Consider the following 24831-nt stretch of genomic DNA (forward strand, 5'->3'; position numbering starts at 1 on the left):
CGTCACGGCAGGTAAGAAGATCTAAAACCGTCCACCATGTCTCCGAACATGTGTCCACCATGTCTCCGGTACATACACCGGGAGAGGGCTAGGGCGAGGGGCTTTTGATTTTCAGCCCACAATCCCGCGAACAATGAAGAACAACAGCGACGGCCCAAGCAAACACCCCAGCCCGGTATGGAACGTAGCGGTCAACGCCCCATAAGGCACCAACCGCCGATCCGTCGCCGCCAGCCCCGCCGTCACACCGCTCACTGTCCCGGCCAAGCCACCAAACACCATCGCCGAACGCGGGTTATCCAACCCCATCCAGCGCGCCGCGACCGGCGTGCCGACCATCACCAGAATCGCCTTGATCAACCCGGTGGCAATCGACAGCGCCATCACATCCGAGGTCGCGCCAATCGCCGCACCGGTCACCGGCCCGACGATATAAGTCACCGCGCCCGCGCCAATGGTGGTCATGCTCACCGCATCGCGATAACCGAACGCCCAGGCCATGCACGCGCCGACAATGAACGGCAGGATCGTGCCCAACAACAGCGCGATCACACCAATCAACCCAGCTTTTTTCGCCTCGGTCGCCTGCACTTCAAACGCAGTGGCCACAATCGCAAAGTCACGCAGCATCGCCCCGCCCATCAGGCCGATGCCGGAGAACAACGTCAGATCCGCCAAGCCCTTCTGCCCGCCGGTCATGGTGCCGCCGACCCACGCCAAAACCAAACCAATGACGATGGCAATCGCCGAACCGTGAATGCGTCCGAACGTCAGGCGTTTGGACAGAACCACCGACACCCACATGATCACGCCGACGAAGGCGAATGCAGTGACCAGCCCATTGTGTTCCAGACCTTTCTCGATGAGATCCCACATATCAGCGACCTCCTACTGGCGTGCCGACCGGGGAAATTTCCGCCGGTTCGTCAGGCAATGGCTCGCCTTTATGCGTGCGGCTGATCAAGGCAATCGTGCAGCCACAAACCACCACCGAACCGATTGCCGCCAGCACCGCCACCGGGCCACCGTGCAGCGCAGTGACAACGTTCTGTTGCGCCGCCATCGCCACCACCACCGGAATGTACATCGCGCCCCAGAAGCCGACGCCCATCTCGCATTCCTTGGTCATGCCGCCGCGTTTCTGCATCCACAACCGCGCGCAGATCAACAGGATCATGGCGATGCCGACCCCGCCGACATTGGATTTGACGCCCAACAACACGCCGAGCATGTCACCCATGATCACCCCTGCCAGCGTACAGATCGCGAGCAGCGCCACACCGTAAATAATCATTGTTGTAGTCCTCAAAGTGCATCGTCGAATGTTGTTTTTGTTGTTCGAAGCTTGAGTCGGCGGTTTTAAGGTTGGCGACCACCCTCCTCACGCAACAGCGCCTGCAAGGTGTCGAGACGCGCACTGTCGAAGGCTGTGACCGTGCCTTGCTCGAACACCCGGCGCGCCAGCCCGGTCAGCACCGCACCGGGCGGCAGTTCGATCTGTAAACGCACGCCGCGCTCATAAGCGCTTTGCACAGTGCCGCGCCAATCCACCACGCGGCACATGTTGAAGGCGAGGTCGTCGCGCAGCGCTTCTACTTTGCTCACAGGGCGTGCGCGACTGCCGCTCAGGTAGGCGACCCGAGGGGTTTTCAGTTCAATTTTGGCGAAAGCTTCGGCGAGGGTTTGCGCCGGTTTTTCCAGCAATGGGCAGTGCGACGGCACGCTCACTGCCAAACGTTTTGCCAGACCAGCGCCGCGACTGCGCGCCAGTTCGGCCACGGTTTGCATGGCCTTGTCGCTACCCGCAATCACCACTTGGTTATCGGCGTTGATGTTGGCCAGATACACCGGCAAATCCTCGCTGTGCACCTGCGCCAGCAGCGTTTCGACTGTGGATAACTGCAGACCGATGATCGCGGTCATGCCGTAGCCTTGTGGATAAGCCTGTTGCATCAGTTCGCCGCGCAGGCTGACCAGATGCAACGCGTCGCTGAAGCTCAAAGAACCGGCAACCACCGCTGCCGGGTAAGCGCCGATGGACAGACCGGCGACGTAATCCGCTGTGAGTCCGTCCTGCAATAACTGCCGTGAAGCAGCGACACCAGCGATCAGCAGGCAGAGTTGAACCGCTCTTGTCGTGCGCAGTGCTTCGCTGGAATCGAGCAGCAAAACATCCTCACCAAGCACATCACTGGCTTCGACCAAGGTTTCGCGAGGCAAGCGCTGAAGCATGCCCGCTTGCTGCGCGCCCTGGCCGGGGAACACCAGCAGGCTGCTCACGCTGCCTGCTCCTGCGGGTTCCACGGATCAATCACCAGGCAAGCCTGATGAGCATTTTTCAGCAACACGCGCGCCGAACCGCTGGCCCATTCACGCAACGCCACAGCGCCTAGCGGCGTCTGCAATTGCATATCGACCCGGCACACGGCTTGATCGAAAATCGCGACGAATTTGCGTGCCTGATTACGGGTGATCAGTTGCGGTGTACGCAGAATCAAATCGAGGTCGCTGGCCGCGTGCATCGCGGTAGAACCACTGGCCAGTTCAAACCCGACACTGCCGCTGACACCCCAGACCCAACCGCAATCATCAAGCATTGGCCGCAGTTGTTTGAGCGCCTGCATGACCGGCAGATCGCGCTCGCTGTCGACGTGACACAGCGCTTCCGGACTGACCCGACAGGCAATCGAATCGACCGCCATAAACGCCGCCAGCCGCTGCTCGCGCAATACACCGCGCACCCCGACCGCGACGAAACCTTCCTCGCTCAACGCCCGCCGCACCACCACCGGTTGTCCGGCGGCCAGCGACTCGACTGCCCACAATGGCGCATCCGCCGGCAACTGCGCTGGGGTCATGCCCCAGAGCAGATCGTGGGCCAGAGGCGTGTTCACCACTGCGCCCTCAACAATTCGCGCACGCGGCTGGAGGCAGCACGATTCTTCGCGCCGAGACGATTGCTCAAGTCAGTGCTGGAGATATCGCCGATGGCTTGTTTGAGGCATTCGTTCACCCGTGCCAGATCCTCTGCGGTTGGCTGCTCAATCTGCTGCACCGACAGGGTTTCCCAGAGCAAACCGAGGCTCGCATAACTGTCGATGTCATAAGCCATTGGCGGCACACTGGCGGCCAGCGCTTCCAGCTCTTCAACACTGCGCAACGTCACCCGCGCCGCCGAAGCCTTGCCCATCGCATGCACCATCACGCCCGGATCACGCAGCGCGATCAATCGATTGGCCTGATAGCCATGAGCGAGAAACGCCCCGGACATCGCTTTACCGACCAACAACGCAATCACCGGATGCCCGGCCAGACGCGCACGGGCATAACTGTCCGCCGCACCGGCCAGCGCCTGATGAATGCCGAGCGCTTCTTCACGGCGACCGTAAGCCTGGCTCGGCACATCGACGATGGCGATGATCGGGCGCTTCTGCGCTTTATCGCGGTCACCCGTGATCGCGTCATCCACAGCCTTGGCCAGACCCCAGCCTTCGAGCAAACCGACTTCGCCATTGCGAGCGCGCGGGAAACGATTGTCCGGATCAGCAACCACCGCGATAAAACGCCCCAGCTCACCGTCAGCAACCTTCAACGAGGCCGGCAGCCCTTCAACAGCCACAGCGCCCGCGCTCAAGGCGTTGAACCAGTTCAAACCGCGCAATGAATAGCCACTCATGAGCGCTCTCCTTGATACAGATCGCGAACCACCGACGGTTCGATTTGCGGGTCAGTGTTCAGACTGCTGAGGCGTTGCAGAAACCACTCGGCGCGCTGGCTGCGCGGTTGCTTCGGCAAACCTTGCTGAAGCAATTCGCCGACCTGCTGACGAATCTTCGCCACGTCATCAGCGACATAACGATCGACCAGACCGCTGGCGAAACGCTGCTCGCCACCGGTCAGGCTCCAAATGAACGGCCGGTCGCGGGAGTCGTATTCTTCGATCCCGGCTTCTTGCTCAATCACCTGCGGGCCGTTCAAACCGAGACGTGCTTCCTGAGTCACCAGCAAATAGCTGCACAACGCCGCCGCAATCGACATACCACCGAAGCAACCGACGCTGCCCGCAACCACGCCGACCACCGGTTGGTACTGCTGCAAATCGACAATCGCTGCGTGAATATCAGCAATTGCCGCCAATCCGAGATTGGCTTCCTGCAAGCGCACACCACCGGTTTCCAACAGCAGCACCGCGCGGGTCGGAATGCCTTTGCGGTTGTCTTCAGCCGCCAGCTCCAGCGCGCCGGCAATCTTCGCCCCGCCGACTTCGCCGAGGCTGCCGCCCTGAAACGCGCCTTCAATCGCGGCAATGACTACCGGCAAACCGTCGAGGCTGCCCTTGGCGATCACTACACCGTCATCGGCCTGCGGCACCACGCCCTGACGTTCGAGCCACGGCGACATCACCCGTTGAAACGGGTCGAGCAATTCGCGAAAACTGCCGGCATCGAGCAAGGCTTTCGCCCGTTGCCGCGCGCCGAGTTCGACGAAGCTGTGTTTGTTGAGCAACGCGGCGCTGTCAGTCATGGCCGATCTCCTCGAAACCTTGTTCCAGACGCAAGCGCACCACCCCCGGCGTCGCGCCGAAATCGTGGATATCAATAGCCATGGCCGGCGGCGTGGTGCCGTCGAACATCCGCGCAAACAGGTGCTGCCAACGCAGTTGCGCGCCGTTGACCGAGGTCTGCACATTGATCGTCAGCTTGCCGGCCAGGCCCGGTTCGATCAGCACTTCCAGATCACCCGAGCCGACACAACCGACCAGCGCACGACCGCGTGGCGGCTGCCCGGCGGGGAATTCAAACGATAGGGTTTCCATCAAAACGCTCCCTGAAGGATGCCGTCGCGCTCGATGCGATCGAGCAGCAGCGTGGCGGCGAGCAAGTCGGCGGCGCCACCGGGCGAGGCATTCAACGCGATGAGTTGTTGATCGAGTTCGTGCAGGCGCCGACGCCCGCTGAGGCTGGCGCTGCCACCAGCGTCGAGCACCGCTTGCGCGCCGGACTGCATGGCGTGCAGGCCCTCTTCGCCGGCGCGATAGAGCACGCAGGTGTCAGCGAGGTTGGTCATGATTGCGAGCAACGCGTCGAGCCGGGCGTTTTGTTCACCGTGGCCGTTGGCGCGGCTGCGTTTGAGTTGTGGCAGGCCGCGTTGCAGCACCGATGGGAAGCCGAGTTGCGCTTCTTCACGAGCGCCGCGTGCGCCGTAACGCAGGGCGACTTGCGCGCCATGGCTCAAGGGTTTGGGTGCGTGGCGATCATCCAGCAAGGCCAGACGTGCGGCGCGCAGAGTCACGGCACCGGCGCTGGAGGATTGCGGTTCCAGTGCAGCGGCCGTCACCAACAGACCCAAGGCCCAGATCGCCCCGCGATGAGTGTTCACGCCGTTAGTGGTGGCGAGCATCGCTTGTTCACCTTCACGCCCGATACGGCCAATCGCTTCGCGCAACGTTGAATCGACTTCGCCGATCTCAACCGCCGCCTCAGCCATTTCCTTGAACGCCGGCCACAACGACAGCGCCGAAGCGTGCATCAGGCCCAGGTGCAAATCGGTGTGCGCGCCATTGCCGCGACGGTCGACCAGTGCCGGTTTCGGCGATAGATCGGCTTCGTCAATCAACGCGTCCACCGCCAGATCGGCCAATCGATCAGCCAGAGATATTGGTTTCGCTTGCAGGTTAAATGCGTGCATTACCAGCTCCTGAATTTCGCGGGCGGGTTGTACAGGCCGCCGGACCACTCGACCAGATCGGCCACGCTTTTCGCCGCGAGCAGTTCGCGGGTGGCGTCGGTGCGGCGGATACCGAGGTCTTCGGGCAAGGCGATCAGGCCTTCGCGGCGCATGCGTTCGGTGTCTTTCGGGTTGTGGCGCAGGCCGATGGCGGTGACACCCGCGACGGCGGCGATCATCGCCTGGCGCTCTTCCAGCGAGCGTGCCTTGTACAGGTAAGCGATGCCTTCTTCGGTGAGCAAGTGGGTGACGTCGTCGCCGTAGATCATGATCGGCGCCAGCGGCATACCGCTTTTCTTCGCCACTTCCACCGCGTCGAGGGTTTCGACGAAGGTCGGTTTGCCGCCCTCCTGGAACGTCTCGACCATTTGCACCACGAGTTTTTTGCCGCGTTCGAGCATCGGCTGCTGCGAGTCGTCGTGACGCATGTCCAGCCACGCCGGGGTGCCGTGACGGCGACCGCGCGGGTCGTGGCCCATGTTCGGCGCACCACCAAAACCGGCGAGGCGGCCACGGGTGACGGTCGAGGAATGGCCATCGCCATCGACCTGCAGCGTCGCGCCGATAAACAGATCCACCGCGTATTGCCCGGCGAGTTGGCAGAACATCCGGTTGGAACGCAGCGAGCCGTCACGGCCGGTGAAGAACACGTCCGGGCGCGCGGCGATGTAGTTTTCCATGCCCAGTTCGGTGCCGAAGCAATGCACGCTTTCGACCCAGCCACTCTCAATCGCCGGGATCAATGTTGGGTGCGGATTGAGCGTCCAGTTGCGGCAGATCTTGCCCTTGAGGCCGAGGGATTCGCCGTAGGTCGGCAGGATCAATTCGATGGCGGCGGTGTTGAAACCGATGCCGTGGTTGAGCGACTGCACGTTGTGTTTTTCGTAAATGCCACGGATCGCCATCATCGCCATCAACACGTGCACAGGCTTGATATGGCGTGGGTCGCGGGTGAACAGCGGTTCGATGTAGAACGGCTTGTCGGCGACCACGACGAAATCGACCCACGACGCCGGGATGTCCACGCGGGGCAGCTCGCTGACGTCGTCGACCAACTGGTTGACCTGGACGATGACAATGCCGTCGCTGAACGCGGCCGGTTCGATCAGCGCCGGGGTGTCTTCGGTGCTCGGGCCGGTGTAGATGTTGCCGGCGCGGTCGGCCATGAAACCGGCCGAGAGCACGACGTTGGGGATCAGGTCCACCACCAGTCGGGCGTAGAGTTCTATGTAGGTGTGGATTGCGCCGATTTCCAGCAGACCGTCTTCGAGCAACTGGCTGATGCGCAGGCTCTGGGTGCCGGCGAAGGAGAAATCGAGCTTACGGGCGATGCCGCGTTCGAACAGGTCGAGGTGCTCGGAGCGACCGACGCTGGGCATGATCATGTGCAGGTCGTGGAGCTTTTCCGGGTCGGCTTTGGCCAGCGAGCGCGAAAGGAAATCCGCTTGCTTCTGGTTGTTGCCTTCCAGCACCACACGGTCGCCGGGATGGATCAGCGCTTCGAGCGCGGCGACGATCTTGTCGGTGGGCAACACCACACCGTCGGCCAGCCCGCGCACCTTGTCGAGGCGGCGCTGCTTCTCATCGCGCCGCCGCGTCCAGCGCGAGTCGGGGGAAATTGTTGTTGTCATGCTCACTCCACGGGGTTCGCTGTCGTGGAGCTAAGGTAGGCGTGTGGGGTGGGGGCATCAATCAAGCGCGGTGGTGAATCGTTACGCTCAGGGTAATGATCAAGAGCCGCCCTCACCCTAGCCCTCTCCCGGAGGGAGAGGGGACTGAACGGGGGATGCTTTAGAGATACGCCGACCTGATCGTGCTTTACCGAATCCATAATCGACTCGGTTTTTCAGGTCGATGTATGACGCCAGACACCTCGGTCGGCCCCCTCTCCCTCCGGGAGAGGGCTGGGGTGAGGGTCAGCTTTTAAGTCACTCCGTCGGCACCAACCTGTCCAACAAACGGTTGACGGCCATCTCCGCCACCATCACCACCTGCGCAATACCTTGCACAGTCTTGCGGTGTGTACCTTCCACCATTGCGGCATGGTTGTTGAGCATCACCGTAGCCGAGCCGAGGGTTTCGCTGGCGTCGGCCAGCAGGGATTCGGTGTCGGCATTGGGGTTGGCCATGTACAGCGTGTTCGGGGTGTAGGGCGTGGCCATGAGGTCGGCGTTGGTCGGGCCGAGGTAATGGTCGAGGGCGCGTTCGGCGGCTTCGTGGAATTTCTTCGAATCGGGGGATTCGTAGGGGGATGCCGGGTCTGCGAGCGGGGGGTTAGGCGTTGGTTTAATCATCTTCAGGTTCCGAAATAAAGCTGGAACCACTTCTCTGCTAAAAGAAGGGGTGGCAGCTGAACGCAGGTTAGCAGACCGGGGAACCTAAGGAAGCCGGCGCGCCGAAGCGCCCTGCGCACAGCCGCCATCGAATGCAGGCGCTGAGCCTGACGATGATGCATGTGCACCCTTAGATTAACCACGAGCTGCTAAACCCGATCACTGGGAATCAGTGACGGAATCAAGTTACGCAGCATGCCCAAGGCGCACAAGCCGGCGGATTCTGGTGCATGCGTAGGCAGCGGCGCAAGGATTTGTAGGCTAGGGAGCCGTAACACCGGGTGTCTTTAAACAGATGTGCCTGGATGCGTTTATTGCGCTGCGGGGATTGAGGATTTGTCTGTCGGATTTTGGTGGATGCCGCAGGCGCTATCGCGAGCAGGCTCACTCCTACAGGGGAATGCATTCCAACTGTAGGAGTGAGCCTGCTCGCGATGAGGCCAGTCAGGCCAATGAAAATTCTGGATCAGTGAACCAGCCCAGCATCCACCAACAACTGCTCCAACCCCAACAAATCCGGCACCTTCGCCACCTGTTCCCCGACCTGCACCGCCGCCTGCTCCAACCCACACAACGGCACATCGACATAACTCAACTGACTGTCGAGCTTGTACGACCGCGGAATCCCCTGCACCAGCAGCGCGATGAACTTCAACTCCGGCAACCCGCCCAGCGCATTCAAAATCACAATCCGCGCGCGCTCGCCAATGACAATTTTCTGCCCGCACGCCGACTCAAAACTCAGCAACGGAATCTGCCGCTCGCGCCACTTCACTCGCCCCAGATACCAAGGCGGCGTATCGAGATCGAAGGCACTGGCCTGATAGTCAATCAACTCAGCGACAGCGACGTTAGGCAAAATCAAATTGCGATCCGCCAACGGCAGCAGCAACCCGGTCAGCTGACTGCTGCGCTGATTATGCCGGCGCTCATGCATGTTTCTTGCTCCAGTGGGCAATGCTTTCAAGCAGCACCGACTCTTGATACGGCTTGCCGAGGTAGTCGTTGACGCCAATCGCCATGGCGCGGTCGCGGTGTTTCTGCCCGGTACGCGAGGTGATCATGATGATCGGCAGGTGTTGCAGGCGTTCGTCGTTGCGCACCTGGGTAGCGACTTCGAAGCCGTCCATGCGCGGCATTTCGATGTCGAGCAGCATCAGGTCAGGCATGTGTTCTTCCAGCAGTAGCATGGCGTCGACACCGTCCTTGGCCGTCAGCACGTTCATACCGTGGCGTTCGAGCAAGCGGCTGGTGACCTTGCGCACGGTGACCGAGTCGTCGACCACCATCACCAGCAGCGGTTTGTGTGGTTCGCTGTCGATCTCCGGCAGCGTCGGTGTCTGCGCAACTCGCGCCTGCATCGCGCGGATTGGCGCGAGCAGATCGAGAATCAGCACCACCCGGCCATCGCCGAGAATCGTCGCGCCGGACACGCCCTGCACCGCAGCGAATTGCGCGCCGAGGCTCTTGACCACGATCTCCCGGGTGCCGGCCATGGTATCCACCAGCACCGCGATGCGCCGGTCGTTGTAGTGCACCAGCAGCACCGGCAATGGCAGATTCTGGCCAAGCAGTTTCGGCCGTAGCGCGGTTTTCAGCAGTTCACCGAGGTAGCACAGTTCATAGGTCTGGCCGCCGTACTGGTAACGCGGCGGATCAACCCGGAAGTGTCCTTCCAGATCATTCGGCAACACGCGAACGATGCCTTCGATGGTGTTCAGCGGGATCGCATATTGATCCTCACCGCACTGCACCATCAGCGCACGGTTGACCGACACGGTGAACGGCAGGCGAATGCGGAAATGCACGCCCTGCCCCGGCACCGAGTCGATGCTCATGCTGCCGCCCAGTTGCCGCACCTCTTCGTGCACCACGTCCATACCGACGCCACGTCCGGAAATCTGGGTGATCTTCTCCGCTGTGGAAAAGCCCGGCTGAAGGATGAACTGCAACACGTCGCGGTCGCTGATCTCGGCTTCCGGCGCGAGCATGCCACGCTTGATCGCCTTGCGCCGCACCGCTTCCAGCGGCACCCCGGCGCCGTCATCGCGAATGTCGAAAACGATGTCGCCGCCCTCGCGGGACAGGTCGAGGCTGATCTGCCCTTGCGCCGGTTTACCCGCCGCCAGCCGCACTTCGGCAGACTCCAGACCATGGTCGACGGCATTGCGCAGCATGTGTTCCAGCGGCGCCGCCATGCGTTCGAGCACATTGCGATCCATCTCGCCTTCGGCGTTGCCGACGACAAACGCGACGTCTTTATTCAGCTCTTCAGCGACCTGGCGAACGATGCGTTTGAGGCGCGGCAACATGCGCTCGAACGGCACCATGCGCGTACGCATCAGGCCTTCCTGCAATTCGGTGTTGATGCGGCCCTGTTGCTGCAACAGGTTCTCGGCGTCGTGATTGCGGCGGTCGAGGGTTTCCTTGAGGTCGAGCAAATCGGAGGCGGATTCAAACAGCGCCCGCGACAGTTGCTGCAACTGCGAATGGCGGTCCATTTCCAGCGGGTCGAATTCCTCGTAGCCGAGGCGTTCGGCATCGACTTGCTGACGGCTGAGAATCCGCCCCTGAGTTTCAGTGTCGAGACGGCGCAACTGATCGCGCATCCGTTCGATGGTGGTTTCCATCTCGTTCAGCGCGATCTGTGCGTCGTTGACTTGCTGTTCGATACGACCACGGAAGATCGAGGTTTCGCCGGCCAGATTGACCAGTTCATCAAGCAGTTCGGCGGAGACCTTGACCATGTCTGCGCCCGCTTCGGAGGTCGGTGGCGCCGCATCAGTCTTGACCGGCACAGGTAGCACTGGCGGCGTTTTTACCGTCACCGGATGGCTGAAATTCTGGATCGCGTTGATCAGCCGATCCGCTGGCGGACACGGTTGCCCGGCGCGCACGCCATCGAGCATTTGCGCCAAGCGATCATGCCCGCGCTGCACCAGCGCAAACAGCTCCGCCGATGGCTGCAACGCGCCGCTGGAAAGACTTTCGTAAAGGTATTCCAGCTCATGGGCGAGGTCGCCGATCGGGCCGATCTCGACCATCCGCGCACCACCCTTGAGGGTGTGCAGATCGCGCAGCAGGGTTTCCACCTCCTGACGATTGCCCGGCTCGGCCTGCCAGCGCAGCAATGCGGCGCCAGAGTTTTCGATGATGTCGAAACCTTCTTCGAGGAAGATCTCCAGCAGCTCCGGGTCGTGGCCGGCGCTGTCGTGATCAATCGTTGCTGGCGGCGTTTCGGCGACGATTGGGCCTTGGCGAACCTGACGAATCGCGTCGATCAGATCCTGCGCCGGGGTCAGCGGCTGATGGTTTTGCAACTGATCAAGCAACAGCGCCAAGCGGTCATGACTCTTGAGCAGCAAGCGCCCCAGGCTTTCGCTGTAGTGATAACGACGATCGACCAAACCTTCGTAAAGGCTTTCCAGCTCTTGAGCCAGATCGCCGATGGCCTCGACTTCAGCCATCCGCGCGCCGCCCTTGAGCGTATGCAAATCGCGCTGCAAAGAGGACAGCGGCGCAACGTTGTCCGGGTCGTTCAGCCAGCGCTGCAGGGCTTGGCCTGAGCTGTCGAGAATGTCCACCGCCTCTTCGAGGAAGATCTCGACGATCTCGTCATCGGGTTCAAGCGCCGTTGCCTTTTGCTGCAACTCGGCGGTGGCGCTGCCCAGTTCACGGATGCTCAGGGTGCGGCTGCCATCGCTGCGAATCAGGCCCATCGACGACGGGTCGAGACTCTCATCGAGCAGGTCATGCAGGGCCCGAATCCGCGCCGGTTGCGGCGTGACTTCCTGTCCGGCCGCCAGTTCGTCGAGCATGTTGATCAGCGCTTCGTGAGCGTTTTGCGCTTCCTGGAAAAACCGCTCGCTGACCGCCAGGCTGCTTTCTTCCACCGCGCCATACAGGTCGAGCAAGGCTTCACAGAGCACATCGACCGGCAGCAGATCGGCCATGTGTGCGCCTTCGCCAAGGGTGGTCAACTCATCCAGCAAGGCGCTGAGTTCCTGACGCTCGCCGGGGTGTTGCTGCCAGCGCTGCAAGAGGCTTTCGGCGTCGAGGAGGATGTCCATGCCTTGAGCGAGGAAGTTGTTGATCAGTTGCGGATCACGCTTGATCCGCAGGCCGGTGTTCGGCGCATTGAGGATGGTTTCCAGGCGCTCGGCGAGCAGTGTGTCGGTGCGTTTGATCAGCGACTGCGCACCGACAATCGGCGCCAGCGGATCATGCTTGAGCTGGCGCAAGCCGATACGAAACAGGCCTTCGGCTTCCAGCAGCAATTCCACTTCATCGAGGTCCAGCGGCAACTGATGCGCCTTGAACTCCCGAGCCAATTGATCGAGCGATGCGGCCAGTTCGGCAATCGGCAACACGCCTGCCATCGACGCGCTGCCCTTGAGCGTGTGCAGGGCGCGCTGCAATTCGTCGCTGGCCTGCAACGGCACATGCTCGGCGGCCTGATCAAGGAAGCGATTGAGGCTGGCGAGGTGGGTTTCGGCTTCCTTGCGGAAGATCTCCAGCAACAGCGGATCGAGCGCTGCGACATCGTCGACGTCTTCGGCGGCCAGCGGCTCGTCCCCCTTGGCCAAGGCGTGAGCGCGTGCAGCGAGTTGATCGACATCGCTGCGCTGCCGTTGGCTGTTGGTGGCGAATTCGCTGATCAACTCGGGCAACAACAGCACGGTGTCGGTCAGCACTTGCTGCACCACCGATCCCGGCTCGACACTTTGTTCAAGCACACGGTTGAGCAGGTTTTCCACCGACCAGGCCAACTCGCCGAGAATCAGCGCGCGGACCATGCGCCCGCTGCCCTTGAGGGTGTGGAAGGCGCGGCGCAGTTCAGTCAGCGCATCGCGATCCTGCGAATTGGCGATCCAGCGCGGCAGGTATTCGTGGAGAACTTCGAGGACCTCATCGGTCTCTTCGAGGAACACTTCGCGCAGTTCATCGTCGACCGGTTCTTCATCGGCCGGCGGCGGCATCAGGCTGCCGGGGGTGATCAGGGCCGGCGGGTTGAGCGCTGAAACCGGGCTGGCCAGAACGTCGGCCAGCGACTGCACGATTTCCGGGTCATCCAGCGCCTGCATGTCCTGCATCACCAGCGCTTCGCTCGGGCTGAGGACATCATCGAGTACTGGCACATGCGGCGCGCCGGGCTGTTCATCGGGAAAGAAACCGAGACTGGCGAGGGATTTCTGCGCGACATCCAGCAGTTGTTCGCCGGGGGCCTGCGGATCGTCGCTCAAGCGTTCGAGGTAATACTCAAGGCTGCTGATGACATCCGCCAGATGATCCAGTTGCTCCCAGCCCGGCTCATGCGGATCGATTAGCAAATGTTCGCGGATAAAACCGTTGCACGCCTCGACAAGACTCGCCGCGCGATTCAACGGAATCATCGCCAGCGCACCGCGCACCTGAGTCAGCAGCGCCGGCAACGGTTGCAGTTGCTGGCGATCCCAATCGGCGTCGATGTAATCGACGATCATGTCCTTGGCCTGTTGCAGGCAGATGCGCGCTTCCTTGATCACGATCTGGTGAATCTGCGTCAGGTCTGTGGTTGGCAGGCGCGCGTCTTCCGGATTTTCCGGCTCGACGGTGCCGACCATTCCGGCCAGCGTCGCTTCGACGTAGAGCAGCGCGCCGGCAACATCCATCAGGATCGCGTCGTTCGGTTCGCGCTGGCCTTGGGCAAGGCTGAGCACCACCGCCAATTGATCAATGATGACTTTGCGCGGCTGACCAAAACCGAGCACGGCGAGGGTGTCGGCGATCTGCCTTAATGGCGCGAGCAGGCTTTCCAGATCCGAAGTGTGCTGGCGGTCGCTGCGCACGAACAGGTCGAGGCGTTCCTTGACCCGCACCAGTTCCTCACACAGTGCAGCCAGCACCGAGCGCATCGCATCGCGGTCGGGGCCGGCCAGGCGCGCGCGTTCTTCATCGACCATCGCACTGTCGGGCAACGCGTCGTCCAGGGAGTAGCGATCTTTCATGGTCAGCATCTGCCCGGTGGGATGTTCGGCTTTGGCAATATAGAACAACAGGCTTTTCAGCAGCTCCGCCGGCGCCGGTTGATTAAGGCCGGACAGGCCTTGCTCGAGCAGGCGCTTGAGTTCTTTGTCGGCGTCCTTGAACAGGCTGCGCAGCGCCGGACTGTTGGCGATCACGCCTGCGCGCATGCCTTCGACCAGCGCCGAGGCGACCTGCCACAACGGGCTCAGGGGCGAATCACCGCTCAGCGCTTCGAGGCGGGTGAAGACTTTGGCCAAATATTCGAGGTGCGTCTGGTCATCTTGTTCGCGCAGTAAACCGACCAGCGCCATTTGCAGCATCTGGCGTAATTTGCGCAGTACGTTCGGCAGTTCCGTCGGTTCGAGCAGTGCCAGTTCGTCGGCCCGCAGCGGCGCCAGTTCGGGGAGCTGCGGGCTGAACAGACTGGTTTCCGAGAGCAGGCTTTCGCCCCGGGCGCTGCGCAGATCGTTGATCAGCGGCAGCACCACTAACGGCAAATCACGCCGAGCGCTCTGCACGCGGTCGAGGTAGACCGGCAATTGCCCGAGGGCTTGCAGCAACAGGTGCAGCGCTTCGTCGCGATGGCTGACGCGCTCGTGCTGCAGGGCTTCGACCAGATGTTCCATCTCTTCGGCGAGCAAGGCTGCGCCGTAGAACTCGACCATCTGCAGGCTGCCGTGGACCTGATGGATGTAATCCAGGCACTCGTCCAGCCCGGGAAAGGCCTGCGGATCATCGAGCACGGCTTCAATCGCCTGATGCGCGAGCCTCAGCGTTTCGGCAATTTCGCCTTTGACCCATTCGAGGGCCACATAGTCGTGCCGATCACCCATAACCACTCCACTCACGCTTTATCTGTCGCCGCCGGCAAGGTGAATCCGGACACCGAGCGCCGCAGCTGACTGGCCATCTTCGCCAGGTTGCCGATGCTTTCGGCGGTGGCCGTGGAGCCGGACGAGGTCTGCGAGGTGATCTGCTGGATCACGTTCATCGTCAGCGAGATCTGCCCGGCGGAAGACGTTTGCTGCTGCGCCGCGTTGGAGATGCTTTGAATCAGCGCCGCAAGGGTCTTCGACACACCTTCGATTTCTTCCAGGGCCACACCGGCATCCTGCGCCAGTCGCGCGCCGCGCACCACTTCGGTGGTGGTTTGCTCCATGGAAATCACGGCTTCGTTGGTGTCGGTCTGAATCGCCCGCACCAGGGTTTCGATCTGCCGGGTGGCGGCGGACGAGCGTTCGGCCAAGCGCTGCACTTCGTCGGCGACCACGGCAAAACCGCGCCCGGCATCACCGGCCATCGACGCCTGAATTGCCGCATTGAGGGCGAGGATGTTGGTCTGGTCAGCGATGTCGTCGATCAGGCTGACGATGTCGCCGATTTCCTGCGACGACTCGCCGAGACGCTTGATGCGTTTGGCAGTGTCCTGGATCTGTTCGCGAATGTTGTCCATACCGTGGATGGTGTTGTGCACCACCTCGTTGCCCTTGTTGGCGATCTCCACGGAGCGCTCGGCTACGGCAGAGGATTCGGCAGCGTTGGCCGAAACCTGATCGATGGATTCGGCCATGTCGCTGATTGCCGTCGAGGCTTCGGAAATCTGCTGGGCCTGATGCTCCGAGGCTTGCGCCAGATGCATCGCGGTGGCCTGGGTTTCCTGCACCGCTGCGGCGACCTGGCCGGCGGTGAGGTTGATCGTCGCGACCAGATCGCGCAATTGGTCGACGGAGTAGTTGATCGAGTCGGCGATGGTGCCGGTGAAGTCTTCGGTCACCGAGGCGGTCACGGTGAGGTCGCCATCGGCGAGGTCTTCGATTTCATCGAGCAGGCGCATGATCGCGTTCTGATTGCGCTCGTTCTTCTCGGCGGTTTCGCGCAGTTGCCGGTTGGTTTCGCGGACCATCACCAGACCGATGAGGATGATCGAGGCCAACGCCAGCAAGCCCAAAACGTAGCCACCGATGGTGTCGGTGTTGCGCCCGCCGGCAAGGTTCTCAAAGCGAGTGGCCAAGTGCGAGGCTTCGTCGAGCAGGGTTTGCGAGAGGCTGAAAATGTTGCTCGCCGATTCACGCACCTTGAACAGCTCTGGCGAGGTCTCGAGGATTTCATCCACCGAGCCGGAAACGAACTGGAACAGCTCGGAGATTTCGCTCAAACGCGCACGGGCGTCGCGGTCTTCGACCTGGCTGATTTTCAGTGCCGGGTTGCCTTGCAGCATACCGTTGAGCACTTGGCCGAAACGGGTGGCGTCGCGGCCGAAGGCATCGGCGGCTTGCTGGGAGTTTTCGTCGCCGGCGAGCACGGTGTTGACCGCGCCGAGGATGCGCTCGGCCAGCAGCGATTGACGCTGGGCCATCGCCACTTGCGCGGCCGGTGCACCACGCTGAAGGAGGATTTCGACGACTTTTTCGTATTCGATCTGCAACTGCGGCACGGTTTCGGCCAGGGTCGCGGCGACCTGATGCAGCGACAGCACGGTCTGTTCGCTGGAAAGAATCGCGTCGGTGTTTTTCAGCAGGCGCTCCCAATCCAGCTGCACAGCGCGCATTTCCGGGCGCACGGTGGCCGGGGCGGGAGGCAGGCCGGTGGCCGGGTCGCCCTTCTTCAGGTAACCCCAGCGCTGGGCGAAATCGTTGCGCGCATCGCTGAGCAACTTGAACGCGGCAGCCTTGCCGGCGGCGGCTTCGGTGGCGTTCTTGGCAATACGTTGCGAGAGCACGCGCAGTTCACCGGCGTGGCCGATGTACTGTTTGTCGTAGTTCGCCTGGGTGTTGAGGTAAGCGAAGTTGGCGAACAGCAGCATGATGAACACGATCAGTGCGATGAACAGCACGATGATCTGCGAGCGACTGCGCGATCCTTCCGCCGGCTTGCCTGTTTTTGCTTTTATCATCGGTCCTCGCCTGTTTGAAGCTCACCGGTAGAACCTGTAGGAGTGAGCCTGCTCGCGATTGAACGATAACGCGGTGTACTTGATACACCGCGGTGCCTGAATCGCGAGCAGGCTCACTCCTACAAGGGATCTTTGTTGTAACGGCTATATCGCAACGCTCATGAACACCGGGGATTTCGCCAACGCGAACAAGCTGAACACCCGCCAGTTCTGCTCACGGCGGAAATAGCCTTTGACGAACTCGGCCTTGGAGCCCTGGCGCTTGCTGATCGAGATCGGTTCGAAGCTGTCCTGCTCGAAATGTTGCAAGCCAATAACCTCATCGACCATCAGCCCGGCAAACACATCGCCATGCTCGACCACCAATACCCGCCGCTGTTTACGAAGCGGCGACAGCTCATGCCCGAAGAACCCGCACAGGTCCATGATCGGCAGCAGCCGCCCGCGCAGGTTAGCCACGCCCTTGACCCACGGCTTGACCCCGGGCAATTGAGTGAAGCGCGGTTCGTGCAGCACTTCGCTGACTTCGCCCATCGGCGCCACATACCAATGCTCGCCGAGGCGAAAGCCGATGCCGCTCCAGCGATCCTGGCGCGCCGGTTGCGACGGCAGGTCCGCCGCCAGCAAGCGGCAGCGCTGGTCGATTTGCCAGAGCAGTTCGAACGCGGTCAGCGATTCGCTCATGGTCGCGCGATCAGCCTTTGAGTACGTTGTTCAGGGTCTTGATCAGGGTGTCTTCATCGACCGGTTTGGTCAGGTAGTCCTTGGCGCCCTGACGGGTGCCCCAGACCTTGTCGGTTTCCTGATCCTTGGTGGTGATGATGATCACCGGGATGTGGCTGGTGTCGGCATCCTTGGTCAACTGGCGGGTCGCCTGAAAACCATTGAGACCGGGCATGACGATGTCCATCAGTACCGCGTCGGGTTTTTCCTGACGGGCCAGGGCCACGCCATCGGCGCCGTTTTCGGCCTTCAACACTTCATGACCGTGCTTTTCCAGCATGCCGGTCAGTTTGTACATTTCAGTCGGCGAATCATCGACGATCAGGATACGTGCCATGGTTTTCCCCATTTTTCTTGTCGACGCGCGGCCCGCTGGCCGAGCGTCACTGTACGTGTCTTACTGCGGCAAAACGGCGGCAAAGCCCGGAACATGGGCCTGAATCGCGTTGAGCAGTTCTTCCTTGCTGAAAGGCTTGGTCAAAAATTGATCAGAACCGACAATCCGCCCCTTGGCCTTGTCGAACAGCCCGTCACGCGATGACAGCATGATCACCGGCGTGGCCTTGAACGCACTGTTGTTCTTGATTAAAGCGCAGGTCTGATAGCCATCCAGACGCGGCATCATGATGTCGACAAAAATGATCCCGGGATGGTTGTCGGCGATCTTCGCCAGGGCGTCGAAACCGTCGATCGCCGTGATCACTTCGCAACCGACATTCTTCAACAATGTTTCGGCGGTGCGACGAATCGTTTTCGAGTCGTCGATCACCATGACCTTCAAGGCGCTGGACTGCTGTTCCATAAGAGGGCTCTACCGTCGCCTTTGCGAATCAAATTGTCCGTTTTGCGATGAGTAATGGCTGGAAACCCTTGATGTTCAAGGGCCAGCACCGCTTGGCAGTCTTTTTAGCACAGTCTCCAGATGCAATCTATCGACGGGTTTTTCCTTGACCGAAAACCCGCCCGGCGCCACTCTGGCGGCACTTTTTCAATACCGATCCGGTAGCCAATTTTCGAGGAAAACCCAATGAGCGTTCGCGTCGGGATTGTCATGGACCCTATCGCCAGCATCTCCTATAAAAAGGATAGCTCGCTGGCCATGCTGCTGGCCGCGCAGAAGCGTGGCTGGGAACTGTTCTATATGGAACAGCGCGACCTGTATCAGGGTGAAGGTCAGGCCCGGGCGCGCATGAAGCCGCTGAAAGTCTTCGCCAACCCGGAAAAATGGTTCGAACTGGACGCCGAGCAGGACAACCTGCTGAGCGATCTCGACGTGATCCTGATGCGCAAGGATCCGCCGTTCGACATGGAGTTCGTTTACTCCACCTACCTGCTCGAACAGGCCGAAACCGCTGGCGTGCTGGTGGTGAACAAACCGCAAAGCCTGCGCGACTGCAATGAAAAACTGTTCGCCACGCTGTTCCCGCAGTGCACGCCGCCGACCATCGTCAGCCGCCGCGCCGACGTGCTGCGCGAATTCGCCGCCAAGCACGGCGACGTGATCCTCAAGCCACTGGACGGCATGGGTGGTACTTCGATTTTCCGTCACCGCGCAGGCGATCCGAACCTGTCGGTGATTCTGGAAACCCTGACCGCCCTCGGTGGCCAGCAGATCATGGGCCAGGCTTACCTGCCAGCAATCAAGGACGGCGACAAACGCATCCTGATGATCGACGGCGAGCCGGTGGATTACTGCCTGGCGCGGATTCCGGCGCAGGGCGAAACCCGTGGCAACCTGGCTGCCGGTGGCCGTGGTGAAGCACGCCCGCTGACTGACAAGGATCGCTGGATTGCTGCTCAGGTCGGCCCGACCTTGCGTGAGAAAGGTCTGCTGTTCGTTGGCCTCGATGTGATCGGCGAAAGCCTCACCGAAATCAACGTCACCAGCCCGACCTGCATCCGTGAAATCGACAACGCCTTCGGCACCGACATTGGCGGCATGTTGATGGACGCGATCGCCAAGAAGCTGCAAGCCGCCGGCAAAATGCCACAAGCTTGATGCACGTCACATGCAGTCTGTCGCTTGAAGCGTGAAGCCCAAGGCGTGAAACCAACATTGCGTTATCATGCGCAGCCTCTGAAAAACGCGATGTTGGTTTTCTTGTCATGACCCTCCCGTCCGATCTGCCCGCAGAACTCGCCCACCGTGGCGTGCGCCCGGCCGATCGCCTCGGATTTACCCTGTTTCTTGCGGCGCTGATCCACTTGGCGCTGCTGCTCGGCATCGGCTTCACGATGGTCGAGCCCAAGCAAATCAGCAAAACCCTGGAAATCACCCTCGCCACCTTCAAGAGCGAAAAGAAGCCGGAGAAGGCTGACTTTCTCGCCCAAGAACATCAGGAAGGCAGCGGCACGCTGGACAAGAAGGCGATTCCAAAGACCACCGAGGTCGCGCCATTCCAGGACAATCAGGTCAAGAAAGTCACCCCGCCACCGGCCGCCAAGCCGCAAGTGCAGGAAGCCGCGCCCAAGGCTGCGGTGACCACCGTTGCGCCGAAGCCGAAAAAGGCGCCGACCAAGAAAGAAGAAACCAAGACCGAGATCAAACCGACGGTCGACGCGCCGGAGTTCGATAGCTCGCAGCTGTCCAGCGACATCGCCAGCCTCGAAGCCGAACTGGCCAAGGAACAACAGCTGTACGCCAAGCGCCCGCGTATTCACCGCTTGAGCGCGGCGTCGACCATGCGCGACAAGGGTGCCTGGTACAAGGACGACTGGCGCAAGAAGGTCGAACGTATCGGCAACCTCAATTATCCCGAAGAAGCACGGCGCAAGCAGATCTACGGCAATCTGCGCCTGATGGTCTCGATCAACCGCGACGGTTCGCTGTATGAAGTGCTGGTGCTGGAGTCTTCCGGCCAGCCGCTGCTGGATCAGGCGGCGCAGCGCATTGTTCGACTGGCGGCACCGTTTGCCCCGTTTACCGGGGACTTGTCGGATATCGACCGTCTGGAAATCATTCGTACCTGGAAATTCGCCCGGGGCGATAAGCTCTCAAGCAACTGACACACCACAGCCCCCCTGTAGGAGTGAGCCTGCTCGCGATAGCGGTATGTCAGAACCTGAACATTTGACTGACACACCGCTATCGCGAGCAGGCTCACTCCTACAGTTGATCGGTGTGTTGCTTACATCTCCAGCTTGTCAGTTTGCCCCCCGAACGCCACACTAGCGCACATGAAAAACGTCAGCCCCAGCTACCTCAAGCATCAATTCCTGATCGCCATGCCACACATGGCCGACCCGAACTTTGCCCACACCTTGACCTACATCGTCGAGCACACGGCCAATGGCGCTATGGGAATTGTGGTCAACAGGCCGCAAGAGCTGAACCTGGCCGACATTCTTGAGCAACTGCGCCCGGACATCGACCCGCCAGCACTGTGCCAGCATGTACCGATCTTTATCGGCGGCCCGGTGCAGACCGATCGCGGTTTTGTCCTGCACCCGACGGGCAAGACCTTCCAGGCCACCGCGCAGCTGGACGGCGATCTGGCTCTGTCGACCTCGCAGGACGTGCTGTTCGCCATCGCTGACGGCGTCGGCCCGGCAAAAAGCCTGATTGCCCTCGGTTACGCCGGTTGGGAAGCCGGGCAACTGGAAGCGGAACTCGCCGACAACGCCTGGCTGAACTGCCCGTACGACGCCGATATCCTCTTCAACACCAGCAGCGAATTGCGCCTCGAAGCCGCAGCCAAGCACCTGGGGATCAACCTCAGCCTGCTGACCAGCCAGGCAGGACACGCCTGATGGCCCTGCGCCTGATTCTCGGCTTCGACTACGGCACCAAACAGATCGGCGTTGCCGTCGGCCAGGTCATCACCGGCCAAGCCCGCGAGCTGTGCACCTTGAAGGCACAGAACGGCGTGCCGGACTGGAACCAGGTCGAAGCTCTTATAAAAGAATGGAAACCCGACGCCGTCGTCGTCGGCCTGCCGCTGAACATGGACGGCACGCCAAGCGACATGTGCGTACGCGCAGAAAAATTCGCCCGCCGCCTCAATGGCCGCTTCAACCTGCCCTTCTATACCCACGACGAGCGCCTGACCACGTTCGAGGCCAAAGGCGAGCGCCTGGCCCGTGGCGGCCAGAAAGGCAGTTACCGCGACAACCCGGTGGACGCCATCGCTGCCGCTCTGCTGTTGCAGGGCTGGCTCGATGAAAACACTGCATTGTTTGAATCCTGACAAGCGCTTCGGCGCTTTTCTTTTGAGTGAAAAACCGAGTCGTGTCCAAGGACCCTACTCGCCCCCAACAAGGAGCAACCATGAGCCTGCCAAATCCCGCCGATCTGATCAGCCAGATGGCGACCCGCCTCAAGGCGCACCTTGCCCAGCGTGAGATCACTGAACCGCGTTACATCGGCATTCGCACTGGCGGCATCTGGGTCGCGCAGGCCTTGCTCAAGGAACTGGGCAGCGACGCGCCACTGGGCACGCTCGATGTGTCCTTTTACCGCGACGACTTCAGCCAGAACGGTCTGCACCCGCAAGTGCGCCCGTCCGCCCTGCCCTTCGAGATCGAAGGCCAGCATCTGGTGCTGATCGACGACGTATTGATGAGCGGCCGCACCATCCGCGCCGCCATGAACGAATTGTTCGACTACGGCCGCCCGGCCAGCGTGACCCTGGTCTGCCTGCTGGACCTCGACGCCGGCGAGCTGCCGATCCGCCCGAACGTGGTTGGCGCAACCTTGTCGCTGGCCGCCCACGAGCGGGTGAAGCTGTCCGGCCCCGAGCCGCTGACGCTCGAACTGCAAGACTTCAACCTTTAATCCGCCCTATTGAGAGTCCCCTTCGCGATGACGCCTCTAGATACCAAGCGCCCGCTGCAGCTCAATGATCAGGGCCAGCTGCGCCACTTCCTCTCGCTCGACGGCCTGCGCCGCGAGTTGTTGACGGAAATCCTCGACACTGCCGACTCGTTCCTCGAAGTCGGTGCCCGGGCGGTGAAGAAAGTCCCGTTGCTGCGCGGCAAGACCGTGTGCAACGTGTTCTTCGAAAACTCCACGCGCACCCGCACCACCTTCGAACTGGCGGCCCAGCGGCTGTCGGCGGACGTGATTACCCTGAACGTGTCGACCTCGTCGGCAAGCAAGGGCGAAACCCTGCTCGACACCTTGCGCAACCTTGAAGCCATGGCCGCCGACATGTTCGTCGTGCGCCACGGTGATTCCGGTGCAGCGCACTTCATCGCCGAGCATGTTTGCCCGCAAGTGGCGATCATCAACGGCGGCGACGGCCGTCACGCTCACCCGACGCAGGGCATGCTCGACATGCTCACCATCCGTCGGCACAAGGGCGGTTTCGAAAACCTCTCGGTGGCCATCGTCGGCGACATCCTGCACTCGCGGGTGGCGCGCTCGAACATGCTCGCGCTGAAGACCCTCGGTTGCCCGGACATCCGCGTGATCGCGCCGAAAACCCTGCTGCCGATCGGCATCGAGCAATACGGCGTGAAGGTCTACACCGACATGACCGAAGGCCTGAAAGACGTCGACGTGGTGATCATGCTGCGCCTGCAGCGTGAGCGCATGACCGGCGGCCTGTTGCCGAGCGAGGGCGAGTTCTACCGCCTGTTCGGCCTGACCACCGCGCGTCTGGCCGGGGCCAAACCCGATTGCATCGTCATGCACCCGGGGCCGATCAACCGCGGGGTGGAAATCGAGTCCGCAGTGGCCGACGGCCCGCACTCGGTGATCCTCAACCAGGTCACCTACGGCATCGCGATTCGTATGGCTGTGCTGTCCATGGCCATGAGCGGGCAAACGGCCCAGCGCCAATTCGAGCAGGAGAACGCCCAGTGAAGCTCAGCATTCTCGGCGCACGCGTCATCGATCCAAGCAGCGGCCTGGATCAAATCACCGACATTCACGTTGAAGCCTGCAAGATCGTCGCCCTCGGCGCGGCCCCGGCCGGTTTCAGCGCAGTAGAAACCATCGACGCTCAAGGCCTTGTCGCCGCTCCGGGCCTCGTCGATCTGAATGTGGCCCTGCGCGAGCCGGGCTACAGCCGCAAAGGCTCAATCATCAGCGAAACCCGCGCTGCTGCGGCCGGTGGCGTGACCAGCCTGTGCTGCCCGCCGAAAACCAAACCGGTGCTCGACACCTCCGCCGTGGCCGAACTGATCCTCGACCGCGCGCGCGAAGCCGGCAACACCAAGGTGTTCCCGATTGGTGCGCTGAGCAAAGGTCTGGACGGCGAGCAACTGGCAGAACTGGTGGCGCTGCGCGACGCCGGTTGCGTGGCGTTCGGCAATGGTCTGGAGAGTTTCCGCAACACCCGCACCCTGTGCCGGGCGCTGGAATATGCGGCGACGTTCGACCTGACGGTGATTTTCAACTCGCAGGATCATGATCTGGCCGAAGGTGGTTTGGCTCACGAAGGTGCGGTTGCCAGTTTCCTCGGCCTGCCGGGGATCCCGGAAACCGCTGAAACCGTGGCCCTGGCCCGGGATCTGTTGCTGGTTGAACAAACCGGCGTGCGCGCGCATTTCAGCCAGTTGACCAGCGCTCGCGGCGTGGCCCTGATCGCTCAGGCGCAGGCGCGTGGTTTGAAGGTGACGGCGGATGTCGCGCTGTATCAGCTGATTCTGACCGACGAAGCGCTGATCGACTTCAGTAGCCTTTACCACGTGCAGCCACCGCTACGTACCCGCGCGGATCGCGATGGCCTGCGTGAAGCAGTGAAGTCCGGCGTGGTCTCGGCGATCTCCAGCCATCACCAGCCGCACGAACGTGACGCCAAATTGGCACCGTTCGGCGCGACCGAACCGGGCATCAGCAGTGTTGAGCTGTTGCTGCCATTGGCGATGACGCTGGTGGAGGATGGCTTGCTGGATCTGCCGACCTTGCTGGCGCGTTTGAGCGCTGGCCCGGCTGAAGCGCTGCGCTTGCCGGCGGGCAAACTGGCGGTGGGCGGTGCGGCGGATATCGTCCTGTTCGATCCGCAGGCTTCGACGGTGGCCGGTGAAGGCTGGTTGTCGAAGGGTGAGAATTGCCCGTTCATTGGGCACACTTTGCCGGGTGTGGTTCGCTACACGCTGGTGGATGGGCGGATCAGTCACCAGGCTTGATACCGGGTTGAGCCGATCGCGAGCAGGCTCATTCCTAAAGGGGATTTGTGTCGTTCACAGATCCCCTGTAGGAGC

General features: G+C 61.5%; 23 protein-coding genes. 7 read left to right on the forward strand and 16 right to left on the reverse strand.

Features of this window, described 5'->3' with window-relative positions; genetic code table 11:
- Window positions 1-111: 111 nt before the first annotated feature.
- The 16 genes from madM to pilG all read right to left on the reverse strand — a co-directional run bounded on the left by madM (window position 112) and on the right by pilG (window position 18484).
- Window positions 112-876 (reverse strand): malonate transporter subunit MadM, encoded by a 765-nt coding sequence (madM, locus tag CQ009_RS00005; protein ID WP_007913704.1) that lies wholly within the window; start codon window positions 874-876, stop codon window positions 112-114.
- A 1-nt stretch (window position 877) separates the two neighbouring features.
- Window positions 878-1294 carry a malonate transporter subunit MadL gene (gene madL / locus CQ009_RS00010; protein ID WP_038358777.1) on the reverse strand — a complete coding sequence of 139 codons (417 nt, stop codon included), beginning with the start codon at window positions 1292-1294 and terminating at the stop codon, window positions 878-880.
- A 65-nt stretch (window positions 1295-1359) separates the two neighbouring features.
- Window positions 1360-2280, reverse strand: coding sequence for a malonate decarboxylase subunit epsilon (gene mdcH, locus CQ009_RS00015; protein WP_105704564.1), 921 nt, complete (start codon window positions 2278-2280; stop codon window positions 1360-1362).
- The gene (locus CQ009_RS00020; protein ID WP_105704565.1) at window positions 2277-2897 is read right to left on the reverse strand and encodes a malonate decarboxylase holo-ACP synthase; all 621 of its coding nucleotides are present in this window, start codon (window positions 2895-2897) and stop codon (window positions 2277-2279) included. Before CQ009_RS00020 ends, mdcH begins: the two co-directional genes overlap by 4 nt.
- Window positions 2891-3676, reverse strand: coding sequence for a biotin-independent malonate decarboxylase subunit gamma (gene mdcE, locus CQ009_RS00025; protein WP_105704566.1), 786 nt, complete (start codon window positions 3674-3676; stop codon window positions 2891-2893). Before mdcE ends, CQ009_RS00020 begins: the two co-directional genes overlap by 7 nt.
- On the reverse strand, window positions 3673-4524 hold the full coding sequence (locus tag CQ009_RS00030; protein ID WP_064388093.1) for a biotin-independent malonate decarboxylase subunit beta: 852 nt from the start codon (window positions 4522-4524) through the stop codon (window positions 3673-3675). The genes mdcE and CQ009_RS00030 overlap by 4 nt, the downstream gene beginning before the upstream one ends.
- Entirely contained in the window at window positions 4517-4816 is a 300-nt protein-coding gene (locus CQ009_RS00035) for a malonate decarboxylase subunit delta (RefSeq protein WP_007913697.1), read from the reverse strand. Before CQ009_RS00035 ends, CQ009_RS00030 begins: the two co-directional genes overlap by 8 nt.
- Window positions 4816-5688 (reverse strand): triphosphoribosyl-dephospho-CoA synthase, encoded by an 873-nt coding sequence (locus tag CQ009_RS00040; RefSeq protein WP_105704567.1) that lies wholly within the window; start codon window positions 5686-5688, stop codon window positions 4816-4818. The genes CQ009_RS00035 and CQ009_RS00040 overlap by 1 nt, the downstream gene beginning before the upstream one ends.
- Window positions 5688-7358: a malonate decarboxylase subunit alpha gene (mdcA, locus tag CQ009_RS00045; RefSeq protein WP_093429846.1), complete on the reverse strand. Its 1671-nt coding sequence runs from the start codon at window positions 7356-7358 to the stop codon at window positions 5688-5690. The genes CQ009_RS00040 and mdcA overlap by 1 nt, the downstream gene beginning before the upstream one ends.
- Window positions 7359-7655: 297 nt before the next feature.
- Window positions 7656-8021: a DUF6124 family protein gene (locus tag CQ009_RS00050; RefSeq protein WP_077574893.1), complete on the reverse strand. Its 366-nt coding sequence runs from the start codon at window positions 8019-8021 to the stop codon at window positions 7656-7658.
- A 505-nt stretch (window positions 8022-8526) separates the two neighbouring features.
- Window positions 8527-8997: a chemotaxis protein CheW gene (locus CQ009_RS00055; RefSeq protein WP_064388089.1), complete on the reverse strand. Its 471-nt coding sequence runs from the start codon at window positions 8995-8997 to the stop codon at window positions 8527-8529.
- Entirely contained in the window at window positions 8990-14899 is a 5910-nt protein-coding gene (locus CQ009_RS00060) for an Hpt domain-containing protein (protein WP_105704568.1), read from the reverse strand. The genes CQ009_RS00055 and CQ009_RS00060 overlap by 8 nt, the downstream gene beginning before the upstream one ends.
- Before the next feature lie 11 nt (window positions 14900-14910).
- The gene (locus CQ009_RS00065; RefSeq protein WP_105704569.1) at window positions 14911-16959 is read right to left on the reverse strand and encodes a methyl-accepting chemotaxis protein; all 2049 of its coding nucleotides are present in this window, start codon (window positions 16957-16959) and stop codon (window positions 14911-14913) included.
- Window positions 16960-17103: 144 nt separating this feature from the next.
- Window positions 17104-17643 (reverse strand): chemotaxis protein CheW, encoded by a 540-nt coding sequence (locus tag CQ009_RS00070; protein ID WP_007913675.1) that lies wholly within the window; start codon window positions 17641-17643, stop codon window positions 17104-17106.
- Between the two features lie 10 nt (window positions 17644-17653).
- Window positions 17654-18019, reverse strand: a complete 366-nt coding sequence (gene pilH / locus CQ009_RS00075) for a twitching motility response regulator PilH (protein ID WP_007913674.1) — start codon at window positions 18017-18019, stop codon at window positions 17654-17656.
- A 60-nt stretch (window positions 18020-18079) separates the two neighbouring features.
- On the reverse strand, window positions 18080-18484 hold the full coding sequence (pilG, locus tag CQ009_RS00080) for a twitching motility response regulator PilG (protein ID WP_007913673.1): 405 nt from the start codon (window positions 18482-18484) through the stop codon (window positions 18080-18082).
- 225 nt (window positions 18485-18709) lie between these two features.
- Between pilG and gshB the strand changes: the two genes are divergently transcribed.
- From gshB to CQ009_RS00115, 7 genes are all read left to right on the forward strand, one after another.
- Window positions 18710-19681: a glutathione synthase gene (gshB, locus tag CQ009_RS00085; protein ID WP_038358804.1), complete on the forward strand. Its 972-nt coding sequence runs from the start codon at window positions 18710-18712 to the stop codon at window positions 19679-19681.
- 107 nt (window positions 19682-19788) lie between these two features.
- Entirely contained in the window at window positions 19789-20688 is a 900-nt protein-coding gene (locus tag CQ009_RS00090; protein WP_105704570.1) for an energy transducer TonB, read from the forward strand.
- Window positions 20689-20859: 171 nt separating this feature from the next.
- Window positions 20860-21432 (forward strand): YqgE/AlgH family protein, encoded by a 573-nt coding sequence (locus tag CQ009_RS00095; RefSeq protein WP_105704571.1) that lies wholly within the window; start codon window positions 20860-20862, stop codon window positions 21430-21432.
- Window positions 21432-21869, forward strand: a complete 438-nt coding sequence (gene ruvX / locus CQ009_RS00100) for a Holliday junction resolvase RuvX (RefSeq protein ID WP_064589634.1) — start codon at window positions 21432-21434, stop codon at window positions 21867-21869. The genes CQ009_RS00095 and ruvX overlap by 1 nt, the downstream gene beginning before the upstream one ends.
- Before the next feature lie 80 nt (window positions 21870-21949).
- Window positions 21950-22456, forward strand: a complete 507-nt coding sequence (gene pyrR, locus CQ009_RS00105) for a bifunctional pyr operon transcriptional regulator/uracil phosphoribosyltransferase PyrR (protein ID WP_034153653.1) — start codon at window positions 21950-21952, stop codon at window positions 22454-22456.
- 27 nt (window positions 22457-22483) lie between these two features.
- Complete coding sequence (locus tag CQ009_RS00110; RefSeq protein WP_007913665.1) at window positions 22484-23488, forward strand: aspartate carbamoyltransferase catalytic subunit; 1005 nt, start codon at window positions 22484-22486, stop codon at window positions 23486-23488.
- Window positions 23485-24756 (forward strand): dihydroorotase, encoded by a 1272-nt coding sequence (locus CQ009_RS00115; protein ID WP_105704572.1) that lies wholly within the window; start codon window positions 23485-23487, stop codon window positions 24754-24756. Before CQ009_RS00110 ends, CQ009_RS00115 begins: the two co-directional genes overlap by 4 nt.
- Window positions 24757-24831 lie beyond the last annotated feature (75 nt).

It is taken from the genome of Pseudomonas sp. MYb2, from assembly GCF_002979955.1.
GTDB lineage: Bacteria > Pseudomonadota > Gammaproteobacteria > Pseudomonadales > Pseudomonadaceae > Aquipseudomonas.